Below are 22,398 nucleotides of genomic sequence, written 5' to 3'. Positions count from 1 at the left end.
GGACTACCCTAAAATCTCTGATAGGCGAAATCTATGTTATCCGTGCTCGACATATTTCGTATCGGTATCGGCCCGTCTTCCAGTCATACGGTCGGGCCTATTCGTATCGCAAAGCGTTTCGGCGAAAGCTTGCGCCGTAAAGCCCGTCTATCCAAAACGACGCGTATTGTCGTTGAACTCCAAGGGTCTCTCGCATTGACGGGGGGCGGTCATGCTACGCCTAAAGCTGTTATTCTTGGTCTTCTGGGTTTGGAGCCTGAAACTCTTAATCCAGACACTGCTGATGCGGATGTGGAACGCGTTTACTCGGAAAAACAGCTAAAACTATTGGGCAAGCAACTCATAAATTTTGACCCAGAAATAGATCTTGTATTTGATTATGAGACACCTGCGGAACTACACCCTAATGGAATGAAACTTTCGGCCTTTGATGCCGAAAATAAGCTTTTACGTACGCAAACTTATTATTCCACAGGCGGAGGGTTTATTGCCTCAAAGCGTCAGATGGAAATGCCGGTTGAAGATGACCTTATAGAAATTGGCCCTGATGTGCCTTATCCTTTTGGCTCTGCGGCCGAGCTTTTGGAATTATGCGCAGTCCATAAAAAACCTATCGCTGATATTATATATGCCAATGAGGATGCTATGCGACCTCGCGCGGAAACGGATATAGCACTGGACCATACAGCGTCCGTCATGATGGCTTGTATCGCAAGAGGCCTGGAGACTGAAGGCATTCTGCCAGGCGGGCTAGAGGTCATGCGCCGCGCGCCCAAACTTTGGCAAAAATTGCATAGTTCGCCCATGTCAAATGAACGCGAACAGCTTTTTGACTGGTTGAATGTTTATGCCATGGCCGTGAATGAAGAAAATGCCAGTGGCGGCCAAGTCGTGACGGCCCCCACCAATGGTGCGGCGGGGATTATTCCAGCGGTGGTTAAACATTATTGCGCAGGTGAAAATTGCCTTCCGCAGAACATCCGAAAATTCCTACTAACAGCAGGAGGGATAGGGCTGCTTTATAAACAGCGGGCGTCGATCTCTGGTGCAGAAATGGGATGCCAAGGCGAAGTTGGTGTGGCTTGTTCCATGGCGGCAGGCGGCCTTGCAGCGGTTTGGGGCGCAAACCCTCAGCAAGTGGCCCAAGCAGCGGAAATCGGTATGGAACATAATCTCGGTCTGACCTGCGATCCTGTTGGCGGACTTGTGCAAATCCCCTGTATTGAGCGCAATGCGATTGGGGCCGTGAAAGCGGTCAATGCGGCGAGGTTGGCGCTTCATGCGGATGGCGCGATGAAGGTCAGTCTTGATCAGGTCATAGAGACCATGCGCCAGACGGGCCTTGATATGTCATCAAAATATAAAGAAACAAGTCAAGGCGGATTAGCGGTCAATGTGGTGGAGTGTTAAGCTGATAATTCAAGCGCTTTAAATCCGCCCTTGGGTAGTTTAACTCCAAAGACAGTTTTCAAATTTTCGGCATTCAAAACATCATTTGGTTTTCCGTCCGCGATAATTTTCCCTTGATGCATCATCCAAATATGGTCCGCAAATTGAGCGGCCAATGAAAGGTCGTGAAGGGCCGTGATCACGGTGTTACCCGATAGGGCTTCGGCCTTTAATATCTGCATCATGGAGAGCTGATAATAAGGATCCAGCGCTGCGATAGGCTCATCGGCAAGCATCACAGGCGCTTCAACGGCTAAGGCGCGGGCGAGTAAAACACGGGCTTGCTCCCCGCCGGAGAGACTGTCAAAGCGCCGCGTTTTAAAAACATCTGAGTGTGTGCGGGCTAGGGCAGATGAGATGGCTGCTTTACCTTCAGCACTTATTTTACCAAGGCCTCCGCGATAGGGGGCGCGCCCTAATTGCACGACCTCTTCAACTGTCATGCTCGGCAGGGCTTCGCGCGATTGTGCCAGATAAGCTAAAGTCTTAGCACGAGCTTTCAGGGGTAAGTCTGAGAGGTTTTTGCCGCCAATATCAATCTCTCCTGAACTCGCTGTGATTAGGCCGCACAGTGTTTTCAGTAGTGTGGATTTTCCGCAGCCATTCGGGCCGATAAGGGCAATAAGCACACCGGGATTTGCTATTGCGCTAACCGATTGCAAAACATCACAAGGGCCATATCCTGAAGAGAGTTTTTCAAAACTTATCATGTCCGCGTCTCCTTCACGGCCAAATAAAGGAAAAATGGCACGCCAATAAGGGACGTTAAAATACCAAGGTAAAGCTGCGTTCCGGGACCTGTAAGGGTGCGGGTAATAACATCGGCGAAGACCAAGAATCCGGCACCGCCAATAGCTGAAAACGGGATAAGCCGCAAAGGGTCCGGGCCAAATATCAGCCGTATAATATGAGGTACGAACAGCCCAATAAACCCAATAGCACCGGCAATGGCAACGCCGCTGCCCACGCAAAGCGCAGTTCCAGCAATCAACCCCGCGCGAACCTTTCCTAAAGAGACGCCAAGGCTCGCCGCTGTCTCCTCACCAAGGCTGAGCGTGCGCAGGTCAGGGCCAATAATAATGAGCAAAGCAATGCCTAGACCCGTGAGCGGAGCACAGACCAACAAACCGCCTAGCTCCGCATTTTTCAGGCTTCCCATGAGCCAATAGACAATTTCGGAAAGTGCCCAAGGATTGGGCGCAAAATTCATAATTAGGCCAGTTAAGGCCGTTGCCAAAGCGCCCACACCAACACCCGCGAGTATCAGGGTAGAAGCCCCTTTGCGCGGCCCGGCTATTTTTAGAATTAAAAGAGCGCCTAAGGCCGTGCCGAGAAGTGCAGCAAAGGGGACGGCTTGGCTGAAACCAAAATAAAGTGCCAGAACTGCGCCAAGAGCTGCGCAAGATGTGAAGCCTAATATACCCGGTGCAGCCAGAGGGTTACGTGTGTAACCTTGGAGCGCGGCACCGGATGCGCCAAGTCCTGCGCCAATCACGGCGCCCAATAGCGCGCGCGGCAGACGCAGTTCTCTGACAATGGTCACATCTATCTCGCGGCCCTGCCCCGCCAGAGCGCCAAGCGTTTGAGAGATTGATAGATCTGCCGCTCCGAAGAAAAGCGAAGCCAATAAGGCGGCAAGAGACGCGATGATGAGGAATGCTAACTTCATGGCAATTTATCTATCGCAGCGGAAATGCGCTCTGCGGCTTCTATCAATCCGGGCCCCGCGCAAGGCCAAAGTTTGCCGTCAATCTCGATATTGGGATGCGCCGCAATATAGCGCTGAACCACTTTGTTTCGCACGGCGGTGGATTGTACAGATTCATACCCGTTCTTAAAATAACTCGTGATGATGAGATCAGGTTTATAGGCGACGATATGTTCTGGGTCCGGCGTAAACCATCCCGTAGTTTCGACAGCATTTATACCGCCGGCAGCCGTAATGGCAGCGTCAACTAAGGTCCCTGTTCCTGCAGAACCACCAGAACGGGAGAGATAAAGTATTTTGGGTTTTTTATGGCGGGCCTCTGCATGGATGTTCAAAGCTTCAATGCGTTTGGCCCAATCCTCAGATATGTCGGACCGAATATTTAAGGCGTCAGTTATAAGCTGCGCATTAGTTTGAATATTTGAAAAGTCTTCACCCCAAATCAGTTTGAGGGGGCGGGCCTTTAATTTGCTAGAATATTGTCCTTCGCCAGAGCCAAACAGAATTATGTCTGCCTTGGCTTTCATCAGAATTTCAGGGTCATCCCATATTTGCGGAAGATCGCGCTGCCGCTCGCGCGCGCGCGATAATGGAGTGCGTGACTGCCATGAGAGGGCGGAGATATGGTTTGGCGCGAGTGCTAGGAGATAACTGTCTCCGCAAAGAGATGTGCTGGCGATGGTAGGGGTGTCGGCGGCTTGGGCCGTGGAGGTAAGTGATAAAAGAAGAATAATTGTTAGCTCTGCGCTTTTTCTTTGAAAAAGCTTTACGCGGTGTTGCAGCATTTTCTTTGGAAATGTAGGCGCGGGTTGGGTTGGTGGGCGGCAACCCGCAAACAAAAAATGGCGCACCCGATAGGATTTGAACCTATGACCTCTGCCTTCGGAGGGCAGCGCTCTATCCAGCTGAGCTACGGGTGCGAGCATGGAGTGTCCTTTAGGCCAAGCGCGGTGTCTGCGCAATGACCTTATGCAAGCCCCTATGGGAAAATCAACGATGAAAAGAAACATTGAATTTTAGGGCCCAACTGTTCAATAGGTTTTTATGTTAAAATACTTGCTTCCCTTGATCGCAACTCTATTGGTCGCCTGTGGCGACACGCCCGTTATTTCGGGTGTAGATGATAAGGTCAATGCCGCGAGAGATCGTAATGACGGGCCAGCGATATGGACGGTGAAAGACTTTAACTCCACGCTCTATCTTTACGGGACTGTGCATCTTTTACCGACAGATCTAGATTGGCAGAAAGAAGATATGCGCAGTGCTTTTAATGAGGCGGGCACAATTTTCTTTGAAGTCGATACAGGCCCGGACGGGCAGGTTCAAGCCGCCGTTCTGACAACAAGCTTGGGCATGCGCCAAGATGGACTCCGCTTGTCAGATAGCCTTGATAGCTATCAGTTAAAATTACTTGATGCTGCCGCTCATAATGGAGAGATCAGTCTTGCGGCCTTAGATAGTATGAAGCCATGGCTCGCGAGCGAATTTTTGACGGTGGCAGCGGCCACAAATGCAGGCTTGTCTCCTGAATTATCTGCGGATGACGCGCTGAAATCACGGGCGCGGCGCGAGCAAAAAAATATAATTTATTTGGAAACAATAGAGGATCAAATCCGTGTCTCTGCAGATCAAGCTAAGTCTATACAACTCTCATTACTAACCGAGACATTGGAAGGGTTTAATAGTCTAGGCGATGATTTAATGAATGTTGCTAAGGCTTGGGCCGTGGGCAGCACAGATTATTTAACGCGGGAAATGGTAGCTCCGTTGAAAAGCAAATCGCCCATTTTCTATGACGCGCTCATCACGCAGCGTAACAGAAAGTGGATCGTAGAATTTGTGAAATTCATGGAAGGTAGCGGGACTGGTTTTGCTGCCGTTGGGACAAGCCATTTACTTGGCGAGGATAGCGTCATCGAGATGCTGCGCGAACAGGGATATGAAGTTTCGCGCTACTATGCGTTTCAGGGCGAAGATGTGATCAATCCGATTAACCCTACCATTGAACGCCCTGAAACAGAGTAAATTCTCAACTCTAGAAATTAGCCTTTAAGCCGGCATAGACGGCGCGGCCTGGTGAAGCGTAACCAAAGACTTCTTGGTAGTCTTCATCCAGCAGATTGTCTCCACGCAAGGTTAGCGTGAAATAATCATCCAGATTATAAGATGCGTTAAGGCCGACTAAGGTGAAAGCCTCAAGAGTGACATTTTGGAATGTGCCAAAATCTGTATCAAGCTGGCTGCCATTATGATCTAGCGACGCGGTGAGGGATAAATCGTCGATAGGCTGATAGGTAACAGTCGCACTGGCGATAAAGTCAGGGCGCCGAATTTCTTCAATATCATTTTGGTCACTGTCAAGGAAGGTAGCGGAGCCACGCGCAGAAAGCTGGTCTGAAAGACTCCAGCGGGCTTCTAGTTCTACGCCTTGACGGGTGCTATCGGTGTCCAAGTTTATAACCGTTGAGGTAAAATCAGGATTAAATACTGTCGTTATTTCATCTTTTAGGTCTGAGCGGAAATAATCGATTGAGAGATTTAAATCCCCCAGCTTCTGTTCGTAACCAAGGCTAAAGCCAAGCGATTCTTCGGGTTGTAAGTCACGATTGCCCGTAAAGCGTGAGGCAGGGAAGAAACCGAAAAGTTCAATCATTGAGGGGTTCTTTACGCTTGTTCCGATAGAGGCGCGGAGACGACCTCCAAAGTCTTCAAAGGCATAGCCGCCGCCAATACGCCATGTTGTGGCGTCGTTGAACAGGTCGTTAATATCGTGACGCGCAGAGGCGGTGAAAGATATTGGTCCTGCATTATATCGGTAATCGCCAGCAAGAGCATAAACCCAATTATCGGGTTCGGCATCGGCTTCGGTAAAGTTCGGAACAATGGAATAAGATTCGTGTTCAGCTTCGGCTAAGGCGGTAAAAGTGCTGTCACCAAACTCTTTTTCTGCGGCCCAATTTATACCGTGACGTGCGCCTTTGGACCGTGTGGAAAAGCCTCCACGCGTATCCGTATCCGTATCTACCATATGAGAGGTGATGAGATGGGAAAACCCTGCAAGGTCAAAACGGGCATCGACACGCGCGGTTTCTGTTTTGACAGTCGTTTCGCCATTTGTATCATTCAAGCGTCCGTCAAAATCAGAATCACTATCAAATTGCGTGTCGAGTTTTGAGGTGCCGAATTTAGCGGAAAGGGTGAGACCGCCGAGCTCAACATTATTGAGGCCGAGATTAAGGCTACGTGATTGCGATCCATCATCTTCACCGCCAAGGCCTGAAATGTCATACCCTTCTGTGTTAAAGGCGTTACCATTTATGGACAGAGCTGCGCCGCCTAGTGGAAGAATGGCGCTGATTTGACCTTCGATCGTCTCGCGGCTTCCCGCTTCGACAGAGGCACGCCAGCCTTCTTGGATAGAGCCCGCGCGGGTGATGATATTGATAACGCCGCCAATGGCATCAGACCCATAAAGCGCCGATTGCTCGCCGCGCAGCGTTTCGATGCGGACGACATCTTCGGCGCGGAGTCCGGAAAAATCAAATTCACCTGAACTCGGATTGGCCACTTCAACGCCGTCAATCAAGACGAGGACATGGTTAGCTTCGGAGCCCCGCATACGGATTTGTGTCAGGCCCCCGCCGGGACCAGAAGTATTGACCGCAATGCCGGGGAGGGTGCGAAGCAGGTCGGATATATATTGCTGACCGCGTGTTTCAATGTCCCCAACATTAAGTATCGAGCTTGGAACTGTCAGGCCTTCAATATTACTATACCCAATTCTCGATCCCGTGACGATTATCTGACGACTATCAAAGGTCGGGGGGTGAATTAAAAGTATTTCGTTATTTCTTTCAGCTTCTTCAAACTTTTTATCCAACCATATTTCTAATGGATACTCATAATCCGCCTGCACCTGCCCAAAAGCATTGGGCGCCAATAGGGCAGCAATCGCGGCCCCAAGTAAAAATCGTTTCATAGCACGACTCCATGTATCGCGCGGGATGCGCGAATGTTTAACAAGTGTCGTCATTGGAGAGGGCACCATTGCCCGCTAATCCATGCGCATCGGTCGGTCCCGCCCGTGCGCGCTGGCGACGTCATTGGCAGGTCTTCTGACTTAAGGCTAATCGCATGTCTTACGTCTTCCCGGAAACTCCAGTGACATGTGTAAGACCGCTAACCCATTACAGCTGCGGGTGCAGTCGAGGCTTTTCACCCCATTCCCATATTCACATCCTGTAAGGATGACCAATAAAGCGGCAGTTAAAGAATAATAAGGCCGAGAGCAAGTGACTATCTGATGTTCTAATGTAGACTATTTCTTAGCCTCAAGAGCCTCTAAGCGTTCAGAGAGGTTGGCAAATTGCTGGGTCTGTTGTTGGCTAAGTTTGTTCTCAAGACGGGCTGTAAGACGATTTTGCCGAAGCCGCAGAAACAATAGTCCTGCGACCAAAAATACGGCTATCCCCCCGGATATGATGAACCCTAGCATCTTTATTCCTATACTATATTCAAGGGCGCTTCCCAAGAGGCCAGTAAGAATAAAGACTGCTAAAATGACAATTTCGGGTCTATGTTCAATCTTTGCGATGGTTTCAAAAAAACGCACCTTAAGAGGCGGCGTTTGTGCTGTGGCCCGGTCATATTTGACAGGGTCTATATTTAAGGGGGAGTGGCCTAATTTTGAAAACTCCACACCCAAAGCATTATACGCGGAAAGTTCACGGCTGAGCCTCAAATGATGGCGGTCCATATATCCGCCATCTTCTTGCCCTGCCGCCGGGTGACAGATCAACATAGGCGCAACGTGCTTTTGATAAAGCGCCTCGTCAATATGGCTCCAGTGATGGGCGTTGCTAGGCGTGGTATCATCACCTTGCGAAAGGCTTACCCCTGCGAAGTAAATAGACGTCGTAAAGCTTGCTGCGCAAGGTAGTCCGAAAGAGGTGAGAACATTGCTCGTCGGTTCGTAGTGCCACTGATTTTTTAAGCTATGTCCATATTCTACGACGCGCGTGAGAGGAACTGCAAAAATATGATTTTGAATATCTTTTGGCCAGTGGGCCTGAACAGATGGCAAATGCTGCTCAGGGACCAACATAAGACTACCATAATCTCTTATCAGCTCGGCTGCCCGGTCACGGTAACGGCGCCCTGTTTCAGACGGGCCAAATTGTGAGGGCCCGTCAACGGCGATGATAATATCAGGCGGACAAATCTCGCAGGCCCGTTCATTTAAGACAGATGTGCTGAGGTAAAGTGTAAGCGTTGTATCGTTTTTGTTGGAATTATAATCTTCTAGAGCGGCCATATCAGGGCCAGAGCCTATGATAAGAGCTTGATTGATATTTGGGCGTCTTTCTCGAACGCGCTTAAAGAACTCATCCGAATGATCTGAAGAATGGGGCTTTAGGTGACGGGCGACAAAAGCATCGAGCGTATCTCCAACAGCTTGTTGGGCATATTCATCAACTATAATGCCCTTGCGGCGATGTGAGGCTTTCGCGCCCCAAAAAGCGCTTTTCTGCCAATAGAAAATTACATCTGCTTTCCGGGCAAGGGAAACGGCTTCTGCGTCATTCTGCGGAAATTCGGTACGGATACGGGTTTTTAAAGGGGCGAGATGCCACTCAGCTTGTTCCTGGCAGCGTTTAAGACTCCGCGCATTTTTTAAGGCCGGATAATAACAGGCTTTAAAGCTGATATGCGAGGCACCGTTCACCCTCTGCTTTTGTGATGTGCAGGAAAATAATGCAAGCCAGTAAGGCTGTATAGCTGATATTGATATCCCTAATTCTGACAGAAAAGCTTGAAAAAATAGCGGATAAAGGTCAGATGCATGTGAAACGGCGTGAAGGATAATCAATGCTGAAAGTTCTGAATAATACCGGCTTGGCTCAAGAGCGGCTAAGGGATGATTTGCCCTGCGATCAAATTTTGATTGAAGGTTTGGTTTTACCCGCTTTTATCGGGGTGTTTGAACATGAATATGAAGCGCCTCAATCCGTCCGCTTTGATATCACAGTCGATATTACGCCGCTGGGCCCGCATGGTGATCATGAGATGCACAATATCCTGCGCTATGACCATATTGTTGATCATATCAAAGAGATATTGGCAAAAGGACATATTGATTTGGTTGAAACATTGGCTGAGGACGTGGCCAAGGCCTGTTTATCCTATGACCGTGCCGAGCAGGTTTGCGTCACTGCCGCTAAATTAGAAGCTATTAAGGATGCGCGAGCTGTGGGTGTGCGTATTACGCGGAGACGTTAATGCGCTCATCTTTACAAGACCTATTGGCACAAAAAGCTATTTTATTGGCAGACGGTGCAACAGGTACAAATTTTATGGAAATGGGCCTCGAGCCGGGATTTCCGCCTGACTTATGGAATCTATCCGAACCGCAAAAACCTGCCGCTTTGCATCAGGCCTTTGTTGATGCCGGGTCTGATATTATTTTGACCAACACATTTGGGGCCAATGCGCCGAGGCTTAAATTACACAAAGCCGAAGATGAGACTTACGCGATAAATAAAGCAGGCGCGGAAATTGCGGGAGATATTGCCAAAGCCGCTAACAGACCCGTTATTGTTGCCGGTTCTGTTGGGCCTACGGGTGAGCTATTTGAGCCTATGGGTGAGCTGACGCATGAGAGTTGCAGAGCATTTTTCGAAGAGCAAATGCGCGGCCTGAGAGATGGCGGGGCAGATGTAATTTGGATTGAAACGATGTCAGCGGCAGAGGAAATCCAAGCCGCCGCACAAGCTGCCATTAATGTCGATATGCCTTATGTCTTCACAGCAAGTTTTGATACGGCGGGTAAAACTATGATGGGTATTGCGCCAGCCATTATTGGCGACGTAACCGCAAACCTTTCTGAGCAACCTTTGGCTTATGGATCAAATTGCGGCGTGGGGGCCTCTGATATGATGCTATCCGTTTTATCGATGACAGGGGCTAATCCCGACGCCGTGATTGTCGGGAAAGCCAATTGCGGGATCCCTGTTGTGAAGGGCAAGGAGACTGTTTATACAGGCACGCCCGAGCTTATGGCTGACTACGTTGATTTGGCCGCCAATGCGGGAGCACGCATCATTGGCGGCTGTTGCGGTACTGCGCCAAAGCACATCGCGGCCATGCGCAAGGCGATTGATGATTATAATGAAGGGGCTAGGCCAACAATGGCGCTAGTAACCGAGACTTTGGGCGAGCTCGTCAGCCCACCTGCTGCCGAGGGGGCAACAGGTTCACGCGGCACGCGGGGCAGACGCAGAAAATAAAATAGAGATGTGATGATGGATCAAGATATACAAGATAAGTTAGATGCTACCGCTTTTCGCCGTCTTTTATCACATTTGGACAGCCGTAAAGATGTTCAGAATATAGATTTGATGATCTTGGCCGATTTTTGCCGTAACTGTCTTGGTAAATGGTATAAATCCGCAGCAGATGACCTTGGCATTGATCTCAGCTCAGATGAAGCTCGTGAGCGTATTTATGGTATGCCATATGCGCAGTGGAAAGAGAGCCATCAACTCCCCGCTACACCGGAGCAGTTAGCGGCTTTTGAAGCACGTAAAAAATGAAAGCTATCATCGCGATTTGTTTTTTCGGTGTTGGAGTTTCTGCCTGTGCAGATAAGGCTGAGCCGAAGGCTATTTCAGTAGAGATCATGAATAAGGTCATATCTGCAAGTGAAACTCTTTACGGAGATAGCCTTACTTTTTCTGATGTTTACCAGAGTAACGATGCAGTTTGCGGGAATGTGACTAAAGATAAGAAAGAGCAGCGATTTATCTATGTGCGGAACCGTTTCCTCTTAGAAGAAAGAAGTCCTTCTGGAGAGTGGGAGTCTCAGTGGTTTACGGAATGTGATAGGTCATAATCAAATTAAACCCGCCTCGGGGGCGGGTTTAATTTCAGTTTATTATAAGAAGCTTTTAGTCTTCTGCGACTTCAAAGCCGCATTGCCGTTGTTCCATTTTGATTTGTTTTGTCAGGCGCACGGCGTTTTGGGCATAAGCCTCTGTGACGGAACCTGAATTTACGACTTTCCCGCGTAAGGTGCTGACATCTTCGCAAAGGTGAAAAACCAGCTTTGAGGACGATTTTTCAGCCCCGTTTTTCGGCGCGATCCAATAAACTACATCCTGTCCGCCTGTGGCTTCAGCAACAGCTTCAGAATCGCGGGCAATATCTTGAGCTTGCTCGGCAACGGCAGGTGAGCATGCTGTTGTCGGCTGCTTGGCTTTTATCTGCTCAGCGCATTCATTCATATCTTGGGTATATTGTTCAACGGATGGCGGATTGTAATCTGCTCCGAATACAAATGTCGCCACCAAAGCCAGCACGGCACCAAAGCCGCCGGCAATTTTCTTCGTCTTTGGGTCCATGTCTTTGTCCAGAAAGATCATGGCAAGAAGCGGCAAAAATGCGATGAGCGTAATAATAGCGCCGAGTTGATTTTGAATAAAGAACTTTACAGGTTCTTCTTTACTGGCCGGATCATGACGATTGGCTTTTTTCCACATGATGCTACCGGCAATCGCAAAGATGCCTATCACCACAAAAAGACCGATCAACAAAGCCAGGTTCCCTTGATCAAACTTATTTTTCAGGATTAGAACAATACCTGCGATTTCAGTCCCGATAGCAACAACCCATGAGAGGGCTGCAAATGTTCTTAGCTTTTTCGCTTTTCCTTTTTGATCTTGTGTTGCTGCCCACGCCTTGGTGACGTCTTGTTCTGTATCCGATGTTGGTTCTTGTTCAGCCATTGTGTATCCCCCACTTTAATATCTTCCCCCTGAAACTCAGGCAAGACAGTGACTTGTTGAAGCGCAAATATGAGCTACGCTATTTTAATGCGCTAACACATAGTCTTTTGACAAAATCAGAGCAATTACAAAAATCACCTGCTCCGAAAGCCGTATTTACGCAAATTTTATATCACTTGGACGAAGAGGGGTTGTCAGAGATAAGCCATCTAAAGTCTGCGCTCTGGAAAGAGCGACATAGGCCTGGCCTGGCGCGAAAGCTCCGCGCCCCATATCTACGCGAACGTCACTTAAGGTAAGTCCTTGGGCTTTATGTATTGTCACGGCCCAAGCGAGGATAAGCGGCATTTGTTCAAAAGTGGCGCTGGCCTCTTCTTCCATCTTTTGTTCAACTTCATTCCACTTATAATTTATGGACTCCCACGTCGCGGCTTCGATTTTCCTTATGGCCGGCCCGCTATCAAATCTGACGTAAACCTCATTTTTAGTAAGGTCTGTGATGGTGCCTAAAGACCCGTTGACCCATCTCTTTAAAGGGTCATTCCTGACGGCCATGATACGAGCGCCTTTTTTTAAAGTCAGCTTAGGTGGTACTGGAGCTCTCTTTTCATTGAATCGCCCCTTTGTGACACTGTCATAGTCTAACGGCGTACTGGTCAGATTAGCTAAGCCTTCTTTATTATATCGATTTGCAATAGCGTTGGTTGAGGTGAGTAAAACAGGCGTGTGTCCCTCGCGGTGGGGTTTGACGCATATACCGTTTAAAGTCTCAACAGCTTTTTCGACATTTTGGGCGAGCCTTAGATTGGAAAGGATTTCGACAAAACGCGCATCTCTTTGGCGATAAACCTTGGATAGTTCAAAATGAACCGGCGGATAGTTTTCCAACACATTGGCGTTATATGCATAAGGTCCCTCATATCCCATTTGCACGAGTATGGCTTTTTCCTGTGCGGGAATGACAGGAGGAAGTTGATAGAAATCACCGACCAACAGAACTCGGCATCCGCCAAAGGGGAGGCGGCTGTCTTGGGCTTTACGCAGGATGATATCCATCCCGTCGAGCATATCTGCGCGCACCATAGAAATTTCGTCAATGATAATAAGCTTTACCTTTTTCCAAAGTCTATTGCGGCGCTGATCTGCCAAAGCGTTTTCGTCAATAGGTTGAAAGGGAAAGCGGAAAAAAGAATGCAGGGTTTGACCGCCAATATTTAAGGCCGCCACACCTGTTGGCGCCAACACGGCAGTATTCGCAAAGTCGCCATGCGTTTTGATATAATTGACCAGTGTAGATTTCCCGGTCCCAGCTTCGCCCGTGATCAAAATAGGGGAGGGATCATTAGAGCGAAGCTGCTGTAGGATATGGGCAATCGTTGGATCGTCTTCGTAACTTTCCGGGAATGAGCTTAAGTCTGACACAGGCTGTCTTCTGTAATGATTTAACGCCCCATAGTTTACGGTTCGGGGCTAAAGGCAAGCCTCATTGTACACGGCGCATAAAAAAACCCGCACAAAAGTGCGGGTTTTTATTCTTGGACATGGGAGGATGTCCTTAATGTTGAGGGCTTCAGGCGCTCATCTTATCCTTGGCTGGGTCGCGAAGCACATAGCCGCGTCCCCAAACAGTTTCGATATAGTGATCACCTTGCGTCGCCGATGCGAGTTTCTTGCGCAGCTTACAGATAAAGACGTCGATAATTTTCAGTTCAGGCTCATCCATACCGCCATAAAGGTGGTTGAGGAACATCTCTTTTGTAAGCGTAGTGCCTTTGCGAAGAGATAGGAGTTCGAGCATTTGATACTCTTTGCCGGTTAGGTGAACGCGGTGATCGCCGACTTCAACTGTTTTGGCGTCAAGGTTCACTTTGATGTCGCCTGTTGTGATAACAGATTGGCTGTGGCCTTTGGAACGGCGTACAACAGCGTGAATACGGGCGACAAGCTCATCTTTGTGGAATGGCTTAGTCATAAAGTCATCAGCACCAGTGCCGAGCCCGCGAACCTTTGAATCAATGTCGCTTGTGCCTGACAGAATAAAGATAGGTGTATTGACTTTCGCCATGCGGAGCGTTTTGAGAACGTCGAAGCCCGGCATATCCGGTAGGTTCAGATCAAGTAATATGATGTCATAATCATATAGCTTACCCAAATCGACGCCTTCTTCCCCCAGATCGGTGGTATAGACATTAAATCCTTCTGACTTAAGCATCAATTCGATGCCCTGTGCTGTTGCACTGTCATCTTCAATTAGAAGAACGCGCATAATTTCCCTCCCAGGCGAATCACTATCCCGTAGCCCTCGGGATATAGTTAATGGAACTCCATCTCTATGTGAATCCAGTAAATCAATTATTAACGACATTTACCATTTTGACATGAAACGCAGAAAAACACCTGAAAAGTCACAAAATCCTGCTTTTTCCTTAAGATCAAGGTCAGACTTTCTTTACCCTGTCTCTTCACAGACCCGTAAACCTATTCTGTTACAAGGTCTTCACAATAAGGGTCAGCATAGGCTCGGTTGTAAGAGAAACCCCTCAGTGGGAACATAATGGTTAGGTGAGAAAATGACACACTCTATGGAGAAGAATGTCCGACAGACGCGCTTTGCGATCTCGGATTTACAGAAAAGAATTGAAGTTTTAGAGGCGACAAGAGACGATCTCGAACGTCAAATCAGAAAATTAAACGACAGCGTGCCGGAAGATAATATCGAAGCTAATGCCACAAAAGAGGGCTATGTGGCTTATGGATCTTACGCAAAATCCGTTATTGCGCGCAAAGAAAACCTAAGAGAGTCTTTGACGGCTATTACTGATCAAGCTTCGGGTCTGTCTGCTGATTTGCGGGCCGCGATGGATGCTTTGGACAGTTTTGAACGTGTTCGGGCGCGCCAAATGGCAGCTAAAGCTGAGAAAGCTATGGCGCGCAAAGCAGGTTAAGTTCTGTTACAGGGCTTATTGGGAAGAACTTTCTTCAGTTTCTACCCAATCATAAACCTCTTCAAATCCTAAATCGAGTGCGGCCTCTTGCCAGGCCGCAGAGTCAGGCTCTGTGGGGGCCTGTACTTGCATAACGCCGAAACTCACGGCGCAGATGGCCAAAAGGCTTGCAGCAATTGGCATAAAGCGTTGGGTATAACTTTGACGCTTAGGTGATGTATTTTCCACAGGCTTCGCAGCCTTCAGGATACGGGATTTGAGCAGATCGCTCGGCGCAGGTGCCTGAAAAGCGTCTAATTTATTATTAAGTTCACTATCCTTCATTTTATCCTCCATCATTCTCATTCGTCAATATCACTTTTAGAGCCTTGCGGGCTCTGACCAAAAGGCTTTCATAGGCACTCTCAGAAATATCCATGATTTGCGCCCCTTCTCTTTGGGGAACACTTTGATAATATGAGAGCGTTAATGCCATGCGTTGGTTTTCAGTCAATTTTGATAAGGCCGCTTCAACACGCTCACTTTGCTGGCTTTCCGAAAGGCTTTCAAAAGGCGAGTTAGATGTGTCTTCCAATTCAGGCACGCTGTCTGTGTAAATCGGCTTTTTCTTTTTCAAAATATCCAGACAGGCGTTTCTAGTCACGCGCCGCATCCATGTGAGGAGTTTGGCCCTGCCAGCGTCCCAATTGCCAGCGTTTTCCCAGGTTTTGAGGAAAACAGTTTGCGTCACATCTTCTGCAGCCATTTGATCGCCGAGCATATAATAAGCCATTTTATGAATACTCACCATGTGCCTGTCCATTAGTCCGGACAAGGCTTTCTCGTCTCCGGATTTAAGGCCGAAGATAAGATCAGCGTCGGGGTCGGACACCCCGGCGCTGTTTATGGTGGGTGTTGTCAGCATATGCTTGCTTTAGAATCCGCCGCGCTTTTTGCCTTTACGGCCTTTACGGTGCTTTGGGCCTTCGCCTTTCGTTAATACACCGTCGCCATTGGCATCCATCCGGACAAATAAGGCTTCAGTCGAGGCATCAAATTCTGCGCGAGAAATCACGCCATCGCCATTGGCATCACGCTTCGGTCCGCGCATGCCGCGTTTACCGCCCTGCGCTTTACGCTCGGCGCGCTTTTCTTTGCGTTCTGCACGTCGCTCTGTGCGCTGTTCTTTACGCATTGCTTTTGCCGCAGCTTTCTCAGTCTCATCAATTGTGCCATCACGATTTGTGTCAAACTTCTCAAGACGCTTGGCTTCCATCATGGCTTTGCGTTCGGCCTTGAGTGCGTTCATTTCATCGCGCGTGACAGAGCCGTCTCCATTTGCGTCCATTTTAGCGAAACGCTCTGCTTCGCGTTCTTCTTTCTTTTTGACGCGCAGAGCCTTCATCTCTTCCTTTGTGAGAAGGCCGTCAAAATTCGTGTCGGCTGCCGTAAATTTAGCATTGGCTTCAGCCTGAAATTCAGCGCGGGTAATCTGGCCGTCTTGATTTAAATCGGCTTTTGGCGCGGCAAGGGCGACGCCTGTGATTGTAAAAACAGCGGCTGCACTAAGCAAAAGAGGTTTTGTAAAACGTGACATATTGTTCTCCTTTTAATGTCGTTCATAGACACAAACGGAGCAAAAGGAAATTTCCTGCGCGAATTACTATATTGTAATAATGGCTTTAAGCGACCTTAGAGCGTTCAGCGATATCGCGCATTCGGTCAATTAGGCGTTCCGCGACGGGACCGTCTTCTGCGTGGCCTGCATAGGGCGGCGGCGCACCGAGATGTTCGCGAACTGTATCCGTGAGCATCAGCGCGGTCTCGACAGCGTCAGCACGATGACCCATAGACAATATAACGGGATCAAATTTCGGATCGCGGCGACGCACGGCTTCAATCATCCAATAAGCTCGCATAAAGTTATCAGAGGCAGTGTCATAGGCTAAAAGGCTGACATCTGACGCGGAAGCGAGGCGCACATGGGCCGGGGTGCAGCCCGCAGGCGGGACCACGAAAACCCAATCATATGAGAGCGACAGGGCCGCAAGGCTTCCTAATGCTGTGTCTAGGTCTGCTTTCCCTGAGGCGGCGGCGGTAAAATGTTCATTGGATGTAACATAGCGAACATCCCGAAGATCAGCGTCATTATATAAAACGTCATAGATCGTCTTATGATAGATGATGCCGGCTGCATCCATCATAGCGCCGTCATTGCAATCGAGCATGAGTACCGTCTCGCCAAAACTGGCTGCATGGCGCCCCAATTTTAAAGCCAGTTCTGATTGTCCTTGAATATCACTGACTGAGAAGACGGGAACAAGCCGCCCTGCAGGGCGATATTCGTCCGTTTCGCATGCTGATTGACGTGCCAAAACACCTCTCCATTTACCTCATACCTTCGGGCCTTATGACCTCTTTGGTATCTTAGTATTAGCAGAAGGGTCTTAAGCGACCGACAAGAAGCAAGGTAAATGGGGCAGTAACAAGTATGACTGCAGCGTTAAAGCGGCGGTCATACAAAATTTATTTTTTATGACCTACTTAACCGCAGCATAAAATGTGCTGCCATCGCGTTCAACAGACAGCGCATAAGGCCCGTCTTCATCGCTGATAATATCTTCAAAATCTTCGAGATCCGTAATATCTTTGCGGTTTACAGCGCGTATAACGTCGCCGCGGCGAAGCCCAGCGCGCTGGGCTTTAGAACCCCTCTCAACGGAGGCTATATAAACGCCTTCTTCACCGCCGCGAAGATCCAAGTCCTTAGGAATATCGGTCAGTTCCGCGCCTGAGAAGCTCTCAGAGGCAGGATCGTTATCTGACGAGGTAACGCTGTTGTCTTCATCATCTTCATCAACAGCTTCGATTTCGATCCGTGTTGTGCGGCGTTTTCCCTCTCGCAGATAAGTAATGTCCGCCCGTTCGCCCGGTTCAACTAAGCCAACGGCATTGCGAATATCTGAAGCGTCGAGGATATCACCTCCGTTAAAGGCAATAATAACGTCATCACGTTTTAGACCTGCTTTTTCAGCTGGGCTGTCCTCAACAACGTCACTCACTAGAGCGCCGTCCAGCGTTGTAAGATCAAGTGCTTCTTTAAGAGTCGGCGTAATGTCTCCAATTAAGACGCCAATGCGCCCTCTGCGAACTTCACCATAAGATTCCAGTTGGCGCACAACGCCTTGAACAATATTTGTGGGTACCGCAAAGCCGATGCCTTGGTTGCCGCCGGACCGGGAGACAATAGCTGAGTTAATTCCAATCAACTCGCCTTTGGAATTGACCAAAGCTCCGCCGGAGTTCCCTGGATTGATCGACGCATCGGTTTGAATAAAGTCCTGATAACCGTCACGGGACCCGCCGCGATCACGCCCTAGAGCTGAGACAATACCAGAAGTTACTGAGTGCGATAGGCCAAAGGGGTTACCTACGGCAATCACGTAATCTCCGACTTTCACATCGCTAGCTCGCGCTAGTTTAAGTTCTTTCAGGCCGCGAGCAGAAACTTTTATGAGGGCGATATCCGTCTTTTTATCTGTACCCACAATCTCGGCTTCGAGCTGTCTTTTATCCTCAAGCGTCACTGTAATTTCATCAGCGCCATCAATTACATGCGCATTGGTGATAATCAGTCCTTTGGATGCATCAACAATCACGCCGGAACCAAGACCACGTTTTTCACGAGGCTGTGCATCTGGAAGACGACCTCCAAAGAAGCGTTCAAATAATTCTTCATTTCGTCCTGACATCTCTGGAGTTTTGGCCGTGCCGCGAATATCTATTGAGACGACTGCGGGGGTCACGCGTTCAAGCAGAGGCGCCATTGTTAGAACGCCGCGCTGACTATCCATCGTCATGGCGCCATTATTTAAGAAGGAGGATTGGGCAAGAGCAAGTGGGGCAATAACCAGAGCTATAGCTGCTGTGCCAAGAATAAGAGATTTACGCATTTTGTCGTCCTTTGTGGGATCATTATTGGTAATGTCTTATCCATGTAGCGCAGAAAACCGCCTCTACAAGAGAGAGCGGCAGAATCTGAACGTCTTTTAATTTCGAGATGAGGTGGGACAATGAAGGAGAGAAGCCTAGCGTAAATCGGACCGTTTTATCCGTTTTGGTGATGAGAAGGCCTTAAGGGGATAATAACCAACATTTTAGAATCGGCTTTCTTTACCGCACTCTAATGTTAGTGTTTTCTAGTATTAACTTTGGGATGGGTTAAGAGAGTGTCATTGTTTAAAATGCTCAGATCTTACCTAGATGATCAGCAAGGCTCGTTTTCAATTCTATTTGTGATGAGTTTATTTGTTGCTTATCTGAGTATAGCAGTTGTCGTTGATGTTTCGAAGATTCATCAAAGCCGCGAGAAGTTGCAATTTATTTCAGATGCCGCAGCATTATACACCCTCAAACATGACAGTAAGTCTGAAGAAAAAGCCGCTATATTTAAGACTTATGTCAACAAACTCGCAGACTCTATGGGCGAGGATACTTATATCACAACAACTAAAATCAACGTTCATGAAACGGATGAACGTATCACTTTGACGGCCTCTACAACGGCTCCTTTTGAGCTTACTATGACAAAGTTCATGAGTAGTTTTAATAAGGTTGCTATCAATACAAATGCTGAAATTGGCATTGAGGATGTCGAAGTTGCGCTTGTCATTGATATTTCTTCATCAATGAAGAATGCGCGTATTAACGAGGCCAAGGCCTCCGCTAAATTATTTGTCAAACAGCTTCTCGATGATGATTCTATAGTCGGCCGAATTTCAATTTCCCTAGTTCCTTTTGGCGGAACTGTCAGAGTGCCTGTTGAAATGAAAGATCTTCTTCAAACACCGACTATAGGTCTTGAGCTATATAGCCAAAACTGGATCGATGGCGAGTGGAACCAGTGTTTTGAATTTGACATTGATGATATCAAAAACGGCGTAAAATACGATAAAACATATAGAGTTCTACCGGATTTTTATTCTTGGAATCAAACGAACCCATGGTGTCCACTGGAAGGCAATGAATTTATGCCTTTAACAAATGATGCTCAGGCTCTCACAGCCAAGATAGATAATTTCACCCTTTCGGACGGGACTGGTTCCGACCATGGCATGCATTGGGGATATGAGAGCTTAAACAATTACTGGGAAAATAAATTTCCTGGCGGGTTGGTGAATACACCCGCGGCTAATTATTCCGGTGTAAAAAAAGTTATTATCTTTATGTCTGACGGCGGAATTACAGCTCAGCATTATGTTCGTCCACAGCATATGGTTGGAAATGTTCCTTTTAATAGCCGGAAGAAACAACGTATTTCTTATACCAATGCTTTGGTCGCCTTTGAGCACCTTTGTGATAAAGCAAAGTCTGAGGACATTGAGGTTTATACAATTGCCTATTTGATCACGAAATCAGCGCATAGAGAGCCCCTCCAAAACTGCGCCTCTTCAGAATCGCATTATGTGGATGCACGCTCAGGTGACCTAGAAAATATCTTTAGCCGTATTGCAGCCTCTATTTCACCGCTTAGAATATCAATGTAAAATTCAGCTCTTAAGACTTTAGTTCATCATCAGTTTTCAGGTATCGCATCAAGATTTTAGGTAGGTTTTATTCTTCGCCTCTCTAGGTGAGAATTTGGAGCAGCCTTAAGTTTTACTTTGACGTTTGATATTCTGCTTCCGCCAATGCTTTCAGCCTCGCATGAGCTTCGGCTTGAGGGTCTGATCTGCTAAATTTTGACATTATAAGCATGAGGGGCGCAAAGAGTTTTGCCGCGCCTTTCATTTTGATCTCAGTATCCTGCGTGACGTCTGTCTGCTCAGGCGAAATGGCCCGTAGTGTATAATCAACATCCAAGTTGAACATGTCACCAGTCATAAAGACTCTCATACGTTCATTCTCTGTGTGGGCTGTGATTTCGCCCGTCATTTCCATACGTTTTCCGCGTTCTAGAAAGACTTGTCGAAATGTGGATCCGATTTTATCTGGCATCTCAATAATGGGCACATCTTCAATCAGATTTGGAACCCATTGTTTCAAGCGCTCATTGTCCTCCAGCCACAGAAAGACGATTTTTGCGGGCGCATCTATTAGTGTCGTTTTTGATGTTTTCATGGTCTAACTCCCTTTCACCTAAGAGTGTATAGAGCTTTGAACATCAAGACAAATTAGACGCTAAAACTAGCCGTTCAGCTCTACCATCAATTTTCCAATACTATGCGTAAACCCATTGGGCAGAATTTCTTCTTCGCCTGTCCAGGCGATATTCGGAAAGCGGGCGAGGATTTGGCGGTATGCGGATTCAATCTGCATATTTGCGACGCGTTGCCCTAAGCAAACATGTGGGCCAGTCCCAAAGGCGATATGGTCTTTGGCATTTTTGCGCTCAACATCAAATATGTCTGGGTTTTCAAAAACGGCGGGGTCTCTATTGGCGGCGCCGTAATACATAATTACCTTCTCACTAGCCGCGATTTTTTGACCTGAGATTTCGGTGTCGGATAGGGCCGTACGGCGCATATACATGACGGGGCTGACCATGCGCACGCCTTCATGCACCATATTTGGGATAAGGTCTGGATTGGCGAGGACCTTGGCCTTTTGATCCGGAAATTGCGTGAGCAGCTTCATTAGACCGCTAGTGGAATTACGTGTCGTGTCATTTCCTGCGATAATAATGAGCAGCCAAGATCCATCCAAATATTCGTCGGGTAAAACGGCGCCGTCTATTTCGACATTAGCAATAGCAGAGAGCAGATCTTGCTTTGGGCTTTTACGCCGCTCTTTTAATATCTCTTGGCCATAGTCAAACATGGCTTGAACTTCGGTGAGGAACTGCATGACCTGTGCCGGATCCACCGTTGAGAGGTCGCCATCTTCGAGCATATATTGCGCAAGCTCGAGCATATCCATCCATTCGCGAATTTTAGAGCGGTCTGCTTCGGGCACGCCTAGCATTTCACAGAGCGTATAGAGTGGGAGCTGTGAGGAAAAGTGCTCCACCAGGTCGGCTTGAGGCCCCGCTGCTTGGAGGCCATCGAGCAATTCCGTGACTTTGGCATCAACCTTGATTTTCAGCTCGCGAATATAATCGGGTTTGAAATAGGCCATATGTTCGCGGCGCAATTGCATATGATGCGGGGCATCGAGGCAGATCATCGTGTCGAGGGAGGCAGAATGCAACTTGGGATGATTACGCGGATCGCCCTTGGGCGGATAGGCCATCATGATACCACCCGCTTGGGAGGAAAAGACTTTGGTGTTCAGGTTCGCGGTGCGCACATCCTTATAAGCCGTCAGTGCCCAAAAGCCTTCCATCTTGGCTTTCTCCAGCGGGTGCCACATCACAGGGGCTTGCTCGCGCATAGTTTTGAAAGCCCCAAAAGGTTGGCCTGCAATGAAATTTTTAGACCGAGAAAGGTCAAGTGGCGGGCTGAGATCATAAATAGGTTTGTGGACGGGGTCCAAACTCCCACGATCTTCATTATAGGTCTGGCTGACGAGCGCTAATCCCATGTGTTATCTCCCT

23 protein-coding genes, 1 tRNA gene and 1 riboswitch are annotated in these 22,398 nt (G+C 48.2%); of the genes, 8 read left to right on the top strand and 16 right to left on the bottom strand.

The features are described 5' to 3' along the window. The first annotated feature begins 33 nt into the window (after positions 1-33). Entirely contained in the window at positions 34-1,410 is a 1,377-nt protein-coding gene (locus F569_RS0111090; protein WP_026942264.1) for an L-serine ammonia-lyase, read from the top strand. Here F569_RS0111090 and F569_RS17670 read toward each other — a convergent pair. The 4 genes from F569_RS17670 to F569_RS0111070 all read right to left on the bottom strand — a co-directional run bounded on the left by F569_RS17670 (position 1,407) and on the right by F569_RS0111070 (position 4,077). Then, positions 1,407-2,159: an ABC transporter ATP-binding protein gene (locus tag F569_RS17670; protein ID WP_051279811.1), complete on the bottom strand. Its 753-nt coding sequence runs from the start codon at positions 2,157-2,159 to the stop codon at positions 1,407-1,409. The genes F569_RS0111090 and F569_RS17670 overlap by 4 nt on opposite strands. Further along, entirely contained in the window at positions 2,156-3,118 is a 963-nt protein-coding gene (locus F569_RS0111080; protein ID WP_026942263.1) for a FecCD family ABC transporter permease, read from the bottom strand. The genes F569_RS17670 and F569_RS0111080 overlap by 4 nt, the downstream gene beginning before the upstream one ends. Continuing rightward, positions 3,115-4,008: an ABC transporter substrate-binding protein gene (locus F569_RS19395; RefSeq protein WP_154813722.1), complete on the bottom strand. Its 894-nt coding sequence runs from the start codon at positions 4,006-4,008 to the stop codon at positions 3,115-3,117. Before F569_RS19395 ends, F569_RS0111080 begins: the two co-directional genes overlap by 4 nt. Continuing rightward, positions 4,001-4,077, bottom strand: a tRNA-Arg gene (locus F569_RS0111070). The genes F569_RS19395 and F569_RS0111070 overlap by 8 nt, the downstream gene beginning before the upstream one ends. 124 nt (positions 4,078-4,201) lie before the next feature. On the opposite strand from F569_RS0111070, the gene F569_RS0111065 reads away from it, so the two are divergent. After that, a complete protein-coding gene (locus tag F569_RS0111065) occupies positions 4,202-5,182 on the top strand; it encodes a TraB/GumN family protein (protein WP_026942261.1) in 981 nt (326 codons plus the stop codon). A gap of 10 nt (positions 5,183-5,192) precedes the next feature. Here the strand turns inward: F569_RS0111065 and F569_RS0111060 are convergent, their stop codons facing one another. Continuing rightward, positions 5,193-7,136, bottom strand: a complete 1,944-nt coding sequence (locus F569_RS0111060) for a TonB-dependent receptor plug domain-containing protein (RefSeq protein WP_162143774.1) — start codon at positions 7,134-7,136, stop codon at positions 5,193-5,195. Positions 7,137-7,245: 109 nt separating this feature from the next. Beyond that, positions 7,246-7,428: riboswitch (cobalamin riboswitch) on the bottom strand. A 47-nt stretch (positions 7,429-7,475) separates the two neighbouring features. After that, the gene (locus F569_RS0111055; RefSeq protein WP_154813721.1) at positions 7,476-8,882 is read right to left on the bottom strand and encodes a hypothetical protein; all 1,407 of its coding nucleotides are present in this window, start codon (positions 8,880-8,882) and stop codon (positions 7,476-7,478) included. 143 nt (positions 8,883-9,025) lie between these two features. Between F569_RS0111055 and F569_RS17665 the strand changes: the two genes are divergently transcribed. The 4 genes from F569_RS17665 to F569_RS0111035 are packed head-to-tail and all read left to right on the top strand — an operon-like array spanning position 9,026 to position 11,048. After that, positions 9,026-9,436 (top strand): dihydroneopterin aldolase, encoded by a 411-nt coding sequence (locus F569_RS17665; protein ID WP_051279809.1) that lies wholly within the window; start codon positions 9,026-9,028, stop codon positions 9,434-9,436. After that, positions 9,436-10,443: a betaine--homocysteine S-methyltransferase gene (gene bmt, locus F569_RS0111045; protein WP_026942258.1), complete on the top strand. Its 1,008-nt coding sequence runs from the start codon at positions 9,436-9,438 to the stop codon at positions 10,441-10,443. The genes F569_RS17665 and bmt overlap by 1 nt, the downstream gene beginning before the upstream one ends. 15 nt (positions 10,444-10,458) lie before the next feature. After that, positions 10,459-10,749, top strand: coding sequence for a DUF1244 domain-containing protein (locus tag F569_RS0111040; RefSeq protein ID WP_407637018.1), 291 nt, complete (start codon positions 10,459-10,461; stop codon positions 10,747-10,749). After that, the gene (locus F569_RS0111035; protein WP_026942256.1) at positions 10,746-11,048 is read left to right on the top strand and encodes a hypothetical protein; all 303 of its coding nucleotides are present in this window, start codon (positions 10,746-10,748) and stop codon (positions 11,046-11,048) included. The genes F569_RS0111040 and F569_RS0111035 overlap by 4 nt, the downstream gene beginning before the upstream one ends. 55 nt (positions 11,049-11,103) lie before the next feature. Here the strand turns inward: F569_RS0111035 and F569_RS0111030 are convergent, their stop codons facing one another. The 3 genes from F569_RS0111030 to ctrA form a co-directional block, all read right to left on the bottom strand. Further along, positions 11,104-11,940 carry a hypothetical protein gene (locus F569_RS0111030; RefSeq protein ID WP_026942255.1) on the bottom strand — a complete coding sequence of 279 codons (837 nt, stop codon included), beginning with the start codon at positions 11,938-11,940 and terminating at the stop codon, positions 11,104-11,106. Positions 11,941-12,096: 156 nt separating this feature from the next. Beyond that, positions 12,097-13,362: an ATP-dependent DNA helicase gene (locus F569_RS17660; protein WP_051279808.1), complete on the bottom strand. Its 1,266-nt coding sequence runs from the start codon at positions 13,360-13,362 to the stop codon at positions 12,097-12,099. Positions 13,363-13,510: 148 nt separating this feature from the next. Beyond that, on the bottom strand, positions 13,511-14,206 hold the full coding sequence (gene ctrA / locus F569_RS0111020) for a response regulator transcription factor CtrA (RefSeq protein ID WP_026942254.1): 696 nt from the start codon (positions 14,204-14,206) through the stop codon (positions 13,511-13,513). A gap of 304 nt (positions 14,207-14,510) precedes the next feature. Between ctrA and F569_RS19035 the strand changes: the two genes are divergently transcribed. Next, entirely contained in the window at positions 14,511-14,885 is a 375-nt protein-coding gene (locus F569_RS19035) for a flagellar export protein FliJ (protein ID WP_154813720.1), read from the top strand. Between the two features lie 15 nt (positions 14,886-14,900). Here the strand turns inward: F569_RS19035 and F569_RS0111010 are convergent, their stop codons facing one another. The 5 genes from F569_RS0111010 to F569_RS17645 form a co-directional block, all read right to left on the bottom strand. Then, the gene (locus tag F569_RS0111010; RefSeq protein ID WP_154813719.1) at positions 14,901-15,209 is read right to left on the bottom strand and encodes a hypothetical protein; all 309 of its coding nucleotides are present in this window, start codon (positions 15,207-15,209) and stop codon (positions 14,901-14,903) included. Between the two features lies 1 nt (position 15,210). Beyond that, entirely contained in the window at positions 15,211-15,789 is a 579-nt protein-coding gene (locus tag F569_RS0111005) for a sigma-70 family RNA polymerase sigma factor (RefSeq protein ID WP_034388584.1), read from the bottom strand. A gap of 9 nt (positions 15,790-15,798) precedes the next feature. Further along, positions 15,799-16,461, bottom strand: coding sequence for an EF-hand domain-containing protein (locus tag F569_RS17650; protein ID WP_051279806.1), 663 nt, complete (start codon positions 16,459-16,461; stop codon positions 15,799-15,801). Positions 16,462-16,546: 85 nt separating this feature from the next. Continuing rightward, a complete protein-coding gene (locus F569_RS0110995) occupies positions 16,547-17,239 on the bottom strand; it encodes a MinD/ParA family ATP-binding protein (protein WP_026942251.1) in 693 nt (230 codons plus the stop codon). A 165-nt stretch (positions 17,240-17,404) separates the two neighbouring features. After that, a complete protein-coding gene (locus tag F569_RS17645; protein ID WP_034388582.1) occupies positions 17,405-18,817 on the bottom strand; it encodes a Do family serine endopeptidase in 1,413 nt (470 codons plus the stop codon). 291 nt (positions 18,818-19,108) lie between these two features. Here F569_RS17645 and F569_RS0110985 point away from each other — a divergent pair, with 291 nt between their 5' ends. Beyond that, positions 19,109-20,410 carry a pilus assembly protein TadG-related protein gene (locus F569_RS0110985; RefSeq protein WP_026942250.1) on the top strand — a complete coding sequence of 434 codons (1,302 nt, stop codon included), beginning with the start codon at positions 19,109-19,111 and terminating at the stop codon, positions 20,408-20,410. Positions 20,411-20,522: 112 nt separating this feature from the next. On the opposite strand, the gene F569_RS0110980 is transcribed toward F569_RS0110985, so the two are convergent. After that, complete coding sequence (locus tag F569_RS0110980) at positions 20,523-20,984, bottom strand: SRPBCC family protein (protein ID WP_026942249.1); 462 nt, start codon at positions 20,982-20,984, stop codon at positions 20,523-20,525. A gap of 66 nt (positions 20,985-21,050) precedes the next feature. Continuing rightward, positions 21,051-22,385, bottom strand: a complete 1,335-nt coding sequence (locus F569_RS0110975; protein WP_026942248.1) for a cytochrome P450 — start codon at positions 22,383-22,385, stop codon at positions 21,051-21,053. Between the last annotated feature and the right edge of the window lie 13 nt (positions 22,386-22,398).

It is taken from the genome of Hellea balneolensis DSM 19091 (genome assembly GCF_000428525.1).
GTDB classification, from domain to species: domain Bacteria; phylum Pseudomonadota; class Alphaproteobacteria; order Caulobacterales; family Maricaulaceae; genus Hellea; species Hellea balneolensis.
This window is presented reverse-complemented; position numbering and strand designations above follow the sequence as displayed.

Coding starts and splice junctions, on each gene's coding strand:
- F569_RS17665 (WP_051279809.1), top strand. CDS start 9,026: ATGCTGAAAGTTCTGAATAATACCGGCTTGGCTCAAGAGCGGCTAAGG.
- F569_RS0111030 (WP_026942255.1), bottom strand. CDS start 11,940: ATGGCTGAACAAGAACCAACATCGGATACAGAACAAGACGTCACCAAG.
- bmt (WP_026942258.1), top strand. CDS start 9,436: ATGCGCTCATCTTTACAAGACCTATTGGCACAAAAAGCTATTTTATTG.
- F569_RS0110985 (WP_026942250.1), top strand. CDS start 19,109: ATGCTCAGATCTTACCTAGATGATCAGCAAGGCTCGTTTTCAATTCTA.
- F569_RS0111010 (WP_154813719.1), bottom strand. CDS start 15,209: ATGAAGGATAGTGAACTTAATAATAAATTAGACGCTTTTCAGGCACCT.
- F569_RS19035 (WP_154813720.1), top strand. CDS start 14,511: ATGACACACTCTATGGAGAAGAATGTCCGACAGACGCGCTTTGCGATC.
- F569_RS0110980 (WP_026942249.1), bottom strand. CDS start 20,984: ATGAAAACATCAAAAACGACACTAATAGATGCGCCCGCAAAAATCGTC.
- F569_RS17650 (WP_051279806.1), bottom strand. CDS start 16,461: ATGTCACGTTTTACAAAACCTCTTTTGCTTAGTGCAGCCGCTGTTTTT.
- F569_RS17670 (WP_051279811.1), bottom strand. CDS start 2,159: ATGATAAGTTTTGAAAAACTCTCTTCAGGATATGGCCCTTGTGATGTT.
- F569_RS0111040 (WP_407637018.1), top strand. CDS start 10,459: ATGGATCAAGATATACAAGATAAGTTAGATGCTACCGCTTTTCGCCGT.
- F569_RS0111090 (WP_026942264.1), top strand. CDS start 34: ATGTTATCCGTGCTCGACATATTTCGTATCGGTATCGGCCCGTCTTCC.
- F569_RS0111035 (WP_026942256.1), top strand. CDS start 10,746: ATGAAAGCTATCATCGCGATTTGTTTTTTCGGTGTTGGAGTTTCTGCC.
- F569_RS17645 (WP_034388582.1), bottom strand. CDS start 18,817: ATGCGTAAATCTCTTATTCTTGGCACAGCAGCTATAGCTCTGGTTATT.
- F569_RS0111005 (WP_034388584.1), bottom strand. CDS start 15,789: ATGCTGACAACACCCACCATAAACAGCGCCGGGGTGTCCGACCCCGAC.
- F569_RS0111080 (WP_026942263.1), bottom strand. CDS start 3,118: ATGAAGTTAGCATTCCTCATCATCGCGTCTCTTGCCGCCTTATTGGCT.
- F569_RS0111065 (WP_026942261.1), top strand. CDS start 4,202: ATGTTAAAATACTTGCTTCCCTTGATCGCAACTCTATTGGTCGCCTGT.
- F569_RS0111060 (WP_162143774.1), bottom strand. CDS start 7,136: ATGAAACGATTTTTACTTGGGGCCGCGATTGCTGCCCTATTGGCGCCC.
- F569_RS0110975 (WP_026942248.1), bottom strand. CDS start 22,385: ATGGGATTAGCGCTCGTCAGCCAGACCTATAATGAAGATCGTGGGAGT.
- ctrA (WP_026942254.1), bottom strand. CDS start 14,206: ATGCGCGTTCTTCTAATTGAAGATGACAGTGCAACAGCACAGGGCATC.